This window comes from Psittacicella hinzii (genome assembly GCF_003585885.1).
Taxonomy (GTDB): Bacteria; Pseudomonadota; Gammaproteobacteria; order Enterobacterales; family Psittacicellaceae; genus Psittacicella.
Genome location: NZ_NRHC01000016.1, coordinates 106414 through 119706 on the forward strand (window position 1 = coordinate 106414; position 13293 = coordinate 119706).

General features: G+C 33.2%; 10 protein-coding genes and 1 tRNA gene. 4 read left to right on the plus strand and 7 right to left on the minus strand.

Features of this window, described 5'->3' with window-relative positions; translation table 11 throughout:
- Position 1 precedes the first annotated feature (1 nt).
- From ispF to CKF54_RS01755, 4 genes are all read left to right on the plus strand, one after another.
- Positions 2-490, plus strand: coding sequence for a 2-C-methyl-D-erythritol 2,4-cyclodiphosphate synthase (ispF, locus tag CKF54_RS01740; RefSeq protein ID WP_119524560.1), 489 nt, complete (start codon positions 2-4; stop codon positions 488-490).
- A complete protein-coding gene (locus CKF54_RS01745; RefSeq protein ID WP_119524561.1) occupies positions 490-1104 on the plus strand; it encodes a YqaA family protein in 615 nt (204 codons plus the stop codon). The genes ispF and CKF54_RS01745 overlap by 1 nt, the downstream gene beginning before the upstream one ends.
- A 15-nt stretch (positions 1105-1119) precedes the next feature.
- Positions 1120-2313: a peptidoglycan DD-metalloendopeptidase family protein gene (locus tag CKF54_RS01750; protein ID WP_119524562.1), complete on the plus strand. Its 1194-nt coding sequence runs from the start codon at positions 1120-1122 to the stop codon at positions 2311-2313.
- A 63-nt stretch (positions 2314-2376) separates the two neighbouring features.
- On the plus strand, positions 2377-3603 hold the full coding sequence (locus CKF54_RS01755; RefSeq protein ID WP_119524563.1) for an MFS transporter: 1227 nt from the start codon (positions 2377-2379) through the stop codon (positions 3601-3603).
- A 42-nt stretch (positions 3604-3645) separates the two neighbouring features.
- On the opposite strand, the gene CKF54_RS01760 is transcribed toward CKF54_RS01755, so the two are convergent.
- The 7 genes from CKF54_RS01760 to CKF54_RS01790 form a co-directional block, all read right to left on the minus strand.
- Positions 3646-3731, minus strand: a tRNA-Leu gene (locus tag CKF54_RS01760).
- 10 nt (positions 3732-3741) lie between these two features.
- Positions 3742-4104 carry a preprotein translocase subunit SecG gene (secG, locus tag CKF54_RS01765; protein WP_119524564.1) on the minus strand — a complete coding sequence of 121 codons (363 nt, stop codon included), beginning with the start codon at positions 4102-4104 and terminating at the stop codon, positions 3742-3744.
- A 117-nt stretch (positions 4105-4221) separates the two neighbouring features.
- The gene (locus CKF54_RS01770; protein WP_119524565.1) at positions 4222-5403 is read right to left on the minus strand and encodes a DnaJ domain-containing protein; all 1182 of its coding nucleotides are present in this window, start codon (positions 5401-5403) and stop codon (positions 4222-4224) included.
- A 33-nt stretch (positions 5404-5436) separates the two neighbouring features.
- Complete coding sequence (gene dnaK / locus CKF54_RS01775; protein ID WP_119524566.1) at positions 5437-7320, minus strand: molecular chaperone DnaK; 1884 nt, start codon at positions 7318-7320, stop codon at positions 5437-5439.
- 369 nt (positions 7321-7689) lie between these two features.
- Complete coding sequence (locus tag CKF54_RS01780) at positions 7690-9546, minus strand: DEAD/DEAH box helicase (protein ID WP_119524567.1); 1857 nt, start codon at positions 9544-9546, stop codon at positions 7690-7692.
- A 403-nt stretch (positions 9547-9949) separates the two neighbouring features.
- On the minus strand, positions 9950-12061 hold the full coding sequence (gene pnp / locus CKF54_RS01785) for a polyribonucleotide nucleotidyltransferase (protein WP_119524568.1): 2112 nt from the start codon (positions 12059-12061) through the stop codon (positions 9950-9952).
- A 218-nt stretch (positions 12062-12279) separates the two neighbouring features.
- Entirely contained in the window at positions 12280-13116 is an 837-nt protein-coding gene (locus tag CKF54_RS01790; protein ID WP_119524569.1) for a dihydrofolate reductase, read from the minus strand.
- Positions 13117-13293 lie beyond the last annotated feature (177 nt).

The window sequence follows — 13293 nt, forward strand, 5'->3', positions numbered from 1 at the left end:
TATGTTTAGAATAGGACATGGTTTCGATGTACACGCATTCGATACTAATTCAAATGGCCCTATTAAAATGGGTGGAGTTAGCATCCCACACCAACATGATTTTTTAGCTCACAGTGATGGGGATGTACTTTTACATGCCATTTGTGACGCTCTGCTAGGAGCTTTAGCTTTAGGAGATATAGGTAAACATTTTCCTGATACCTCAATGGATTATCATAAAATTGATAGTAAAATCTTATTAAAAAAGACTTATGATCTAATTAAAGATAAAGGATATAAGCTTGTTAATTTAGATAGTACTATTATTGCTCAAGCTCCAAAGTTTTTGCCATATATTGAGCAAATGCGCTTAAGCATTGCTAAAGTTTTAGAAACAGAAGTTGAAAATGTTTCTGTTAAAGCAACTACAAGTGAAAAATTAGGCTTTACTGGAAGAAAAGAAGGTATAGCGGTAGAAGCTGTTGTTCTTATTCAAAAGGAAAGTAATTAATGAAAATAATGCAAAGGTTTTATAATCGTTTGACTTACTATGCTGGTCATAAAAACGCAAATACTTTTTTATGTGTGTATAGTTTTCTAGAAGCGATTATTTTACCTATACCAATAGATGTTCTTTTAGGACCTATTGCTATGCAAAAGCCACATCAAGCTTTTAGGTTAGCATTTTATGCGGCTTTTTATTCTTTACTTGGTGGGTGTGTTGGCTATGCATTAGGTTATTATTTTCATGATGTCGCAGCTTATATTTTTTCATTAATCTCAGGTAGTGAAGTTAGTGCTGAAAATTTAGATCAAAGCGCAACTTTTATTCAAATAAAGAACTTTCTTGAAGATTATGGAATTTTATCTGTAGTTTTAGTTGGTTTTACACCACTACCGTTTAAGATTTTTTCAATTGCTTTTGGCTTTTTTGGTTACAATTTTGTAATTTTCTTTGTTTTAAGCTTTATATCTCGCTTAATAAGATTCTTAATTGTATCTTACCTTTTTGCTTATTTTGGACAAAAATATAGTAAACAAATTGAAAATATTATTAATAAATCAAGTTGGATAATATTAATTTTATCTATTTTAGGCTTAGTTTTATATCTATTACTCAAGTAAACTAGAGGAATTATAATGACCCCAAAGGTTTTAAAACTATCTTTAACTACTTTAGTAGTTTCATTATTAGCAGCATGCTCAGCACCAAATAATAATGCACCTATTTATAATATTTCAGGTACTGGTCAGTATGCTGGAACAACACAACAACAAACAACAAGCACTCCTGTACAAAATACCAATACTTCAAGCATTAATCCAAGCTTTAGTGTTAATCCAGCAGAAGAGAATAGCTCTGTTTATGTAAATGATAATGCAAGTAATACTGTATCTTCAAATGTAAATACAGTAGCTAATAATGTAAATACTGTAACTAACAGTGCTAGCTTACAAGCTTGTGAAGCTACGCAACCATTTGTAATTCCTCGCGATGCTGACAATAAACCTATCTATAGTCGTATTCAAAAGGGTTCTTACACTGCTAAAAATTACGTAGTACAACAAAGTGATACGCTATTTTTACTAGGTTATATTTCAGGTACATCTGACAAAGAAGTAGCAAGAATTAATAATTTATCTTTAAATAGTGTACTAACTCCAGGTACTGTTTTAGTGCTAAATCCAAATGCTTGTAACGGTGCTTCAGTGCAGCAACAAGTTACTGCTCCAGTAGCTACAACAGTTAATGCAAGTAAACAAGCAGTACAAACCACTACATCATCTGCACAACAACAAGCGCAACAACAAGCGCAAAAAGTACAACAGCAGGCTACTCAAGCAACTCAACCAGTAACAGCAAGTACAACTAATACCACAGTAACTTCACAACCACAACAAACTACAACAAGCCAAACACAAGCGGCGCAAACAGTACAAGCTCAAGGACAAGCAACAGGTTCTAATGCTCTAATGTGGCCAGCTAATGGGCGTGTGATTCAAACTTACTCAAATAAAGATGGTAGTGACCACTCAATTCATATTGCTGGTACAATCGGCGATAAGATCTACGCTTCGCAAGATGGTCATGTAATTTATGAAGGGGTTTATAATAAATACGGTAACACTGTTATTATCAACCATAATAACAGTATGCTAACAGTTTACGCTTGTAACTCAAGTAATAAAGTTAAAGCTAACCAAACAGTTAAAAAAGGTGATGTTATTGCTTTAATGGGTAATACTTGTGGTAAAGGTACGACAATGCTATTCTATCAAGTACGTGTGAATGGTAATACTGTAGATCCTTTAAAATATTTAGCAAAACGTTAATTAAACAAAAAAGATTATTTACTTTCGGGGTAAATAATCTTTTTTTAAATCTTTGAATTTATTATGAATTTCCAATCAAAATTTGCATTTTACTATACAGCTATCGCTCTCTGTTTAGTAACACTAATTAGCCGTGCTCCTTTTACAGAGTTGTCTCCAATTATAGATATAGTTGCTAATGAAATGGGACTAAGCAAAACGCAACAAGGAATTATCTTGAGCTTACCAACTTTTGTAATGGCATTTTTTGCTCTACTAGTAGTAAAGATTGACCAAAAAATTGGTTTTGTTCTAGCTATTTTATATGGAATGTTTGCTATAGCCTTAGGGATTGTAATAAGAGATTATTTAAGCTCTTACATCACTCCTGGAGTTTACAGTATATATTTAGGGACAATAATATTATCTCTAGGTATTACGATAATAAGCGTGCTTTATCCTGCATTTATTAACGGTTTCTTTCGAAAGCAACTGGGCTTGCTAAATGCAATTAATGGAGCAAACCTATCAGTTTCTTCATTACTTGGTACCTTTTCAGCGTTGTTAATGATTGAATTAGGTTATTCTTGGCAAGCTGTTGGTTCTCTATGGTTGATTGTCACTATAGCTATAATAATCGTTTATTTACCTAGTTTAAAGTTTACAGCTGGGGGAATGAAAGTAATTAGACAATCAAGAGAAAATATTGATTTATCAACTAGTGCTCCAGTAAAGGTTTCTATGTGGAGACAACTAGCTCCTTGGTGTATAGCAATAACCTTTGGTTTAGAAAGTTTTAATTTTTATTTTGCGATAAGTTGGTTTAAGTCTTATATAGGAGAAGCTATTACGAACGCGCAATTTAGTTTTTTAGTTAACTTATTTCAGTTACTTGCTCTAGTATTTTCTCTGATTACGCCTATAGTAGTAATGAAATATAAAGAAAAGCTAGCTGTCATTTTCTTTATCAGTTCTGCTATTTTCTCTGCTACAACAATTAGCATGTTATTTGTTACTAATTATTATCTGTTAATTGTTATTTTTGCAATTTTTGGAGCGTTAGCAGGTTTTATCTTAGCGGTATTGCTTTTATTATTATCTTTAAAACTAAATACTTCTGCAGGCACCTCTAAACTGTCTTCTATAGTCAATAGTGTAGGTTTTATAGTAACATCTATATACTTATTACTTTTTGGTTGGCTATATGATATTACAGATACTTATTACGCAAGTATTGCTTTACTCGTAGTTGGTAGTATTATTTTACCAATCACTTCATACTTTGCAGTTAAACTTAAAATTATAGAATAAAAATAAAGCTCTTGTAAATTAATACAAGAGCTTATTTTATATTGGTGCAGATAGTGAGACTTGAACTCACACGCACGATGTGCACTACCCCCTCAAGATAGCGTGTCTACCAATTCCACCATACCTGCTTAAAACTTATTATTTGTTATCGGAATTACTTGGCGTTGCCGGATTTTCCGAAGGAACAGAAGTTGGAAGTGATGGAGATACTGGAGCTGTTTGAGTTGGAGTATCACTAATTTGTTTTAAAAGATCATCACTTTGTGAATCTCGATGTGTAGTTATGTTAGCAATAACTAACGCTACTAACATAAAAATAGTCGCAAAAATAGCAGTTAAACGGCTTAAAAAAGTTGCAGAACCTGATGAACCAAACACTGTGTTAGAGGCACCAGTACCACCTAAAGCACCAGCGTCAGCACCTTTACCTTGCTGCAACATAATTAAAACAATGATAAATACTGCAACGACTACATATAATACTAATAAAAGAGTATACATTGTTATTAATCTGTATTTGCTTTAAAAGCAATTTATAAAAAACTAAAATCTGTTTCTCATTATATAAGAAAAAAGTAGTAAATGCAAGGCTTAACTTGCATTTACTAGACTTTTTTATTATTTTTTCTGATTAATATAGCTATTAATTTTACTTAATTTAACAGCCGAAGGTTTATTGTTTCTACCTTTTTCAGCATCTAACTGTGAAGTAGGATCTACAGTATCAAGAAGCTTGTCTAATTGTTCTTTCTGTGCTTTAGTTAAATGTTTTAAGCTTTTCACTTCAAGAATAACAACTAAGTCACTTCTACCACGCTGAACATTTAAACCTTTTTGTTTAAGGAGTATTTGTTGACCATTTTCAGCACCTGCTGGGATTAAAACCTCTTCAATTCCATCTAAAGTAGGAACAGAGATCTTTTTACCTAACGTAGCTGAAATAAAGTCTATCGGATAGCGAAGCACTAAGTTAGAGTTTCTTGGATCGTAATCAAATACTTCGTGAGGTTTAGCATGGATATGTACGAATAAATTACCTGGGATAGATCCAGCCCCAGCTTCATTACCTAAACCTTTGAATCTTAATGTACTTTGTGGATTGATGTTCTTAATGTCGTATGAAATAGTTTCTTTTTCTTGAACAGTACCATTTCCATGACAAACTTCACATCTATTGCTTAAATCACGACCTGTGCCACGACAGTCTGGACATGTTTGCACAAAGATAAAGTTCTGTACAGTACCTGAACCATGACATTTTTTACAAGCAGGTGCTTGTGTTCCATCTTTAGAACCTGTACCTTTACATGTGCTACAGTTCTTTTCACGATAGTAGGTAATATCGATGGATTTACCAAAGTGAATATCTTCAAGAGAAACTTGAATATCTACAGCGATATCGCTACCTTCTCTAACTGGAGATTTTTGATTTGCATTAGCGCCACCAGCATTGAAGAAAGTGGAGAAGATATCTTCAAAACCACCAAAGCCACCAAATCCTTCACCGCCAAAGCCAGAACCACCAAATCCTTGTCCATTGCTGCGAATGTAATTTTCGTGTCCTAAACTATCGTACAATTCACGTTTTTCAGGATTACTTAGTACTTCATAAGCTGCGTTAATTTCTTTGAATTTCTCTGCAGCTTCTTCTGATGAGTTTTTATCTGGATGGTATTGTAATGAAAGTTTTCTGTAAGCTTTCTTTATATCTCTATCACTAGCAGATTTGTTAATACCAAGGATATCGTAATATGTGCTCATAAGATTTTTTATAACAAAAGAGAAAGCCCATACTAACATGGGCTTCCTAAATAATTATTTATAAGTTAGTGATTATTTTTTAGCTTGAGCGTCAACAAAATCGTTTGAATCGTTATTGTTGTCTTCTCTAGCAGCTGCTTCTTGTAATAGTTTGAAGCCTTTGTCTAAACGTGAAACTGCATTTTCAATTTCTTGTTTATCATTACCTTTAACAGCTGCTTCAACACCTTCAATAGCGCTTTGAATTTCTTCTTTATCAGTTGAAGATAATGAATCACCTACTTTTTCAAATAATTTACGAGCTTGTGAAGCGATTTGGTCACCTAAGTTTTTAGCTTCTGCTAATTCTTTAAACTCTGCATCTTTAGCTTTGTTTAATTCAGCGTCACGTTTCATTTGCTCGATTTCTTCTTGACTTAAACCAGAGTCAGATTTGATCGTAATGTTTTGTTCTTTACCAGTGTCTTTATCTTTAGCAGATACTTTAATAATACCGTTAGCATCGATATCAAAAGTAACTTCGATTTGTGGAACACCACGTGGAGCTGGACGGATACCTTCTAGGTTAAATTTACCTAATAGTTTGTTGTCTGAAGCACGTGAACGTTCACCTTGGTAAACTTCGATTTGTACTGCTGGTTGGTTATCTTCTGCAGTTGAGTAAACTTGAGATTTTTTGTTTGGAATTAATGTATTCTTTTCAATTAGAACAGAGAATACGTCATTCATTGTTGCAATACCAAGAGATAATGGAGTTACATCTAATAATAATAGATCTTTAACATTATCGTTTTTACTTAATACCGCACCTTGTACAGCAGCACCTAAAGCTACAGCTTCATCAGGGTTAATATCTTTACGTGGCTCTTTACCATCAAAGAATTCTTTAACTTTTTGTTGTACTAGAGGCATACGTGTTTGACCACCTACTAGTAAAACGTCGTTGATTTCTGATTTAGATAAACCTGAATCTTTTAAAGCTTGCTCAACTGGTTTGAATGTAGAGTTAACTAAATCTTCTACTAAGCTTTCTAATTTAGCACGAGTTAAAGTTGTTACTAAGTGAACAGGAGCTTGAGTTGTCATGTCCATAGTAATGAATGGTAAATTGATTTCAGATGAGTTAGTTGATGATAACTCAATTTTAGCTTTTTCAGCAGCTTCTTTAACACGTTGCATTGCAACTGGATCTTTAGATAGATCAATGTTGCCGTTGTCTTTTTTGAACTCAGATAAGATGTAGTTAATAACTAAGTTATCAAAGTCTTCACCACCTAAGTGTGTATTACCGTTTGTAGCTAACACTTCGATAGTTTTGTTACCGTCTGTAGAGTCGATTTCGATAACAGATACGTCGAATGTACCACCACCTAAGTCGTAAACTAATACGTTAGAAGTACCTTCTACTTTATCTAAGCCGAATGCCATTGCAGCAGCTGTAGGCTCGTTGATGATACGTTGAACGTTTAAACCAGCGATTTCACCAGCATCTTTAGTAGCTTTACGTTGTGCGTCGTTGAAGTAAGCTGGAACTGTAATTACTGCTTCAGTAACTTTTTCACCTAAGTAGTTTTCAGCAGCTTCTTTCATTTTTTTAAGAACTTCAGCTGAAATTTGTTGAGGTGCTTTTTTCTGTTCTAAAGCCATTACCCAAGCATCACCATTGTCAGCACGGATAATATCAAAAGGCATAATTTTGATATCTTTTTGCACTTCAGCGTCTTCATAACGACGACCGATTAGACGTTTGATACCAAATAATGTATTTTTAGGGTTAGTTACAGCTTGACGTTTAGCTGCTTGACCAACTAATACTTCACCATTTTTAGTGTAAGCTACGATAGAAGGAGTTGTACGGTGACCTTCAGTATTCTCAATTACTTTTAAGTTGTTACCATCCATGATAGCAACACAAGAGTTTGTAGTACCTAAGTCAATACCAATAATTTTTGACATATATTACTTCCTTATTTTTATTTTTTATTTAATTTTTTACTCTTAAATTATAGCGCGAGATTTTAAATTTTCAAGAGAAAATATGAAATAAATTTAATCTTTTAGAAAATTTTTTCATTTTAGCCGTGAATAATAGAAAATTTTTCAAATTATTCGCAAAATTTCTTCTTCGCAATTTATCCTCAAACGCTACTTGATAAAGTATTTTTGTTTTTTCTCGTAATATATTATACCCTCTTATTTTTATATTTAAAGAGGTTTAGATGTAAATTCTTAAAATATTTTTGTATTTATTGGTTTTGCTAATTGGGATATAGCTATTTATTAAGTAATAAAAAAGTAGAGAGGAGTGATCCTCTCTACTTTTAATTAAAACTCTCTTTTTGTTCTTGATGAGTTGTTAAATGATTTTCTATTATTAAAATCATTTCTTTGCTCATTGTAATTACGTCTTTGACCGTAAAATTCTTTTCTCTGACCATTAAAGTCTCTTCTTGAGTTATTACGGTTTTCGTAATTATTATCGTATTGTCTGCGACCAAAGTTATTTTGGCGCTCTAAGCGTCGCATAGTGATAATTTTATTAGCATAAGTTTCATTAGAAATAGCAGCAATTGCTTTTCTATCAAAGTTTTTAGGTAGCTCAATAATAGTGTTATCACGGTTAATGCGGATATTACCAATATTAACGCGACTGCTGTGTTTATTAATTAACTTAATAATATCTTGTACTTTGAAATTGTCGTTACGACCAAGATTAATCATATATTGATCTTGGTTTGATCCAGTTGAGCGACGATCATTGTTTTCGTATCTACCATTACGTACATAAGTTTTTGCACGTGAGAAATACTCTCTATCGTACGTAAATTTATTACGAATAGGTTTATCTTTAGGTAATACAAGACGACGTTCTTTAGTAGCAAGATTCAGTAAAGCAGCTAAAACTTGATTTGGTTCAAAATCTGTAGGGATTAGTTCATCAATTAACTGAATGTAGTTATCTAAATTTGCATCATTAATTTTTGACTCTAATTCTTTTTTGAACTTGTTACGTCTAAATTGTTCAAGTTCTTGGTTGTTAGGAGCTTTAATCTCTTTTAATTCTTTATTAGAGGTTTTTTCAATTGCAAATAGATTAGCTCTTTCACGCTCACCTACGAAAGTAATAGAGCGACCTTCACGACCAGCACGTCCAGTTCTACCCACACGGTGAACATAGTTTTCTTTTTCGCTAGGTAATTCGTAGTTGATTACTAAGTCGATACGATCAATATCTAAACCACGAGCAGCCACATCTGTTGCAACTAGTACGTTAATACTTTCATTGCGTAAGCCATTTAAAGTTGATTCACGTACTTCTTGGCTCATATCTCCGTGTAGACACGCTGCAGCAACATTATTTTTTAGAAGGAATTCACAAACCTCATTACATCCTTGTTTAGTTTTAACAAAGATAATAGCCGCATCATACTCTTCAACTTCAAGGAAACGAATTAGAGCCTGATCTCTAGAGTATTGGTATTGTAACCAATAGAATTGTTCGATTTTAGGTTCATTGCCTTTTACTTTATGAATTTTTACTTCAGCAGGATCCTTTAAGTGCTTCTTAGTAATAGATTCAATAGTTTTAGGCATTGTTGCACTAAATAGAGCAGTCTGCGCTGTTTCAGGAACTTGAGATAGGATTGTTTCTAAAGCATCAGCAAAACCCATACTAAGCATTTCATCAGCTTCATCAAGCACTACTGCTTTAATTTGTGTTAAATCAATAGTACCACGACTAATGTGATCTACTAGTCTTCCCGGTGTTGCAATAACAACTTGAGCACCAGCTTTTAGGTGTTTAATCTGTAAACCATAAGATTGACCACCATAGATAGCTAAAGGTTTAACTCTTGGAATATATTTAGCAAAGTCAATTGTAGCTTGTGTAACTTGGTTTGCAAGTTCACGAGTAGGTGTTAAAACTAAAATTTGAACCGCTTTTAATGATGTATCAAGATTTGATAAAAGAGGAAGCATAAAAGAAGCAGTTTTTCCTGACCCTGTCTGTGCAAGACCTAGAATATCTCTTCCTTCAAGTAGATAAGGGATGGCTTGAGTTTGGATTGGAGTTGCGTAGTTAAAGCCTAAATCGTGTACTGCTGAAACGATTGCAGTAGGTAATCCTAGTTCTTCGAAACTAACTTCATTAATACTACTAGAGATTTTGTTTTCTGTCATGTTTTACCAATTAAAAAATTGATCCCCATACATGTTCGGTCGGACTATACCCAATTATAAAACGTCTATATGCCTTATTAAGCATTTCTAATAAAGAGTACAACCAAACATAAAGTTTATGTGTTATAAAGAGTAGTAAACACAAATCTTATTATTGGAGAGTTTATTTATATGTAGCAATTTCCTTTTGCTACTACCCCATTTGAAGCTTTTGCTTCAAAAAAATTGTTAGTAATAAATACATATTTTACTAAAAATTATTATTTTATTTTGGGATATTTTGGTGCTTTCTGAAAAAAAGAGCGGGATATCATGACTAATTGTCACAATATCCCGCTCTTAATATCTGTACATAAATAATAAATTAGTACAGCAAATGAAAACTTATATTTGTAAAGCTTACTTATTCAGATACTTCTAGATCTACTGCACGTTTTAAAGAAAGTTTGAATTTACCTGATTTTTCATCTACATCAGTAACTAAAACTTTAACTTCTTGACCTTCACTTAAAGCATCAGAAGGGTGTTTTAAACGCTCTTTAGAAATTTCTGAAATATGTAATAGACCTTCTTTACCATTTAGGATAGAAACTATAGCACCACAATCAATGATACGAGTAACTTTACCCATATATACTTTATTAGCTTCAACATCAGCAACGATACCGTTAATGATTTTAACAGCTAGATCTGAACGCGCACGATCTGGAGAAGCAATAGTAACAACACCATCGTCATTAATATCAATCTCAGCACCAGTTTGTTCAATAATTGCACGAATAGTAACACCAGATTTACCAATAACGTCTTTAATCTTGTCTTTGTTAATAACGATAGTGGTTAATCTTGGAGCATATTGGCTAATATCACTGCGTGGAGAACTAATAACTTCTTTCATTTGTCCAAGGATATGTAATCTTGCTTGTTTAGCTTGACCTAAAGCAATTTCCATAATCTCTTTAGTGATACCTTCAATTTTGATGTCCATTTGTAGAGCAGTAATACCGTTATCAGTACCTGCTACTTTGAAATCCATGTCACCTAAGTGGTCTTCGTCACCTAAGATATCTGAAAGAACTTGGAAACGATCACCTTCTTTAACTAATCCCATAGCAATACCAGCAACAGGAGCTTTTAAAGGTACACCTGCATCCATTAATGATAGAGAAGCAGAACATACTGAAGCCATTGATGAAGAACCATTTGATTCTGTAATTTCAGATACTACACGTACTGTGTATGGGAATTCTTCATGGCTTGGTAACACAGCTAAAACGCCACGTTTTGCTAGTCGACCGTGACCGATCTCTCTACGTTTAGGAGACCCAATCATTCCTGTTTCACCAACTGAGAACGGAGGGAAGTTGTAGTGGAATAAGAAGTGATCATCAAAAGAACCAGTTAGGTCTTCAATAAGTTGAGCATCACGTTTTGTACCTAAAGTAACTACCCCTAAAGATTGAGTTTCACCGCGAGTAAAGATAGCTGAACCGTGTGTTCTAGCTAAAACGCCAACTTTGATGTCTAGCTGACGAACAGTTGTGAAATCTCTACCATCAATTCGTGGTTTACCGTCTAAGATATTTTTTCTTACAACGTGGTATTCAATTTCATGTAAAAGGTTTAGAATTTCAGTTTCATTTAATTCTTCACCTTCAGCTAGTTCTTCTTTTAAAGTTGTTAAAACTTTTTCTTTAATCTCGTCGATTTTATTGTAGCGAACTTGTTTTTCAACAATGGTATAAGCTTGTTCAATATCGCTTTTAGCTAATGATTCTAATTTTGCAACTAGTTCTTCATTTTTAGCAGGAGCTTGCCAATCCCATTTTTCTTTGCCATATTCTTGCGCAAATTCTTTAATAGCATTAATAACAACTTGTTGTTGTTCATGACCAAAAACTACTGCGCCTAACATTTGCTCTTCAGTTAGGATTTTAGCTTCTGATTCAACCATTAACACAGCGCTTTCAGTACCAGCTACTACTAAGTCAAGTTGAGATTCTTTCATCTCAGAAGTAGTTGGGTTTAGAACGTATTGACCGTTAATAAAACCAACACGAGCTGCTCCGATAGGACCGTTAAAAGGGATACCAGCAAGAGCTAAAGCAGCTGATGAACCGATCATAGCAACGATATCTGCAGGTACTTCACTATTCGAAGATACTACTTGAGCAACAACTTGTACGTCATTGAAGAAACCTTCTGGGAATAAAGGTCTAATTGGACGGTCAATTAAGCGTGCTACTAAAGTTTCATTTTCTGAAGGTCTGCCTTCACGTTTTAAGAAACCACCAGGAATTTTTCCTGCTGCATATTGTTTTTCAATATAGTTAACTGTTAAAGGGAAAAAGTCTTGTCCTTCATTTACTTTAGATTTTGCAACAACAGTAACTAATACTGAAGTATCATCCATAGTTGCTAAAACTGCTCCAGTTGCTTGACGCGCAAATGAACCAGTTTCTAAAGTAAGAGTATGCTTACCATATTGAACTTGTTTTACGTATGTATTTAACATTACTTTGTAACCTATTTTATTTACGTAACTATCAATGGCTACAACGAATTAAGGAGGAGAGAATTCTTCTACTTAATTCGTTGCCCTATAAAAATATAGGTAGTATTGATAGTTACTTAATGATTTGCGTGAAAAAATTAAGTTATATTATACCCTAGTCTCTAGGAAAATTCTTCAATATTGAGACTAAAAAAAGGAAGTATACACTTCCCTTTTTATTAGATTTTTAATTTGAGATGTCTTTTTATACAAAGAGCAAAGTTAGGTTCATTTTGACCATTAAAAAGAAAACGGTCTTCTAAAACTTCATAATAATCTTCTAAAGAGTAAGTAAAGTACTTAGAATCAGGTGAAGGTTTAGTCATGAAATTGACTTCGGTTAACAGAATATCGGTAACTGGGATTAAAGTTTTATCTTTATCCAGAGATAACTTGTATATTTCAGCTCCACCGATTGTTGTTATAAAATTTTCTTTTAATTCTAAAGAGGATTTTATAGTCTTCAGAAGGTCTTTAAAGGCTTGTGGATCAAAATTAAATTTTAAATCAACCAGTCTGTCAAATACGTCATTTAAACGATCATCACTTAGTGATAGTAGTATCGCAAAAATATGAGCTTGGTTTAAACTTTTAACAAACAATAAGTTGTTACAAAATTGAACGTTTTCTAGTCTGTTGTCATAGTATAGTTCTGGGTATCTACTAATAACAACGTTAAATCTTTTAACCAAAGGCTTAATAAAACCTTTTATTTTAGGTAGAGACATGAAAGTTACTCTTCCCATGATTGCGATTGAGTGAAGAGTGTCTTGCTTAAAGTTTTGCATATCTTTTGGTAAATTCCAATAGATAGTGCCTTCTTTTCCAATCACATTGTCTTGGTCTCTAGCTACTACGATAGAGTTTTGTAAAATTGGAGTTTTGTTTTGCGAATATTTATGTAAAGTAAAAACTTCTTTTAAAAGAGAGTCAGGGGTAGAAGAACTAAGATCTAAATCTATAAACTCTAAAAAAGAAGCGAATGTTTTGTAAAAGTATAAACTATTATCAGACATTTAAATATTAATACTTTAAAAGTCCAATATTGATGTAAATACTGGACTTATGTTTCATTAAGATTGTTACAAGAAAGTTTATGAAATAGGGATTCCCGAAATTGATCATTTTCTCCTAAATAAATTACTAAATAACATTAGGTTACGTCGATTTCTAGCAGGGCAGACTGCCCTTCT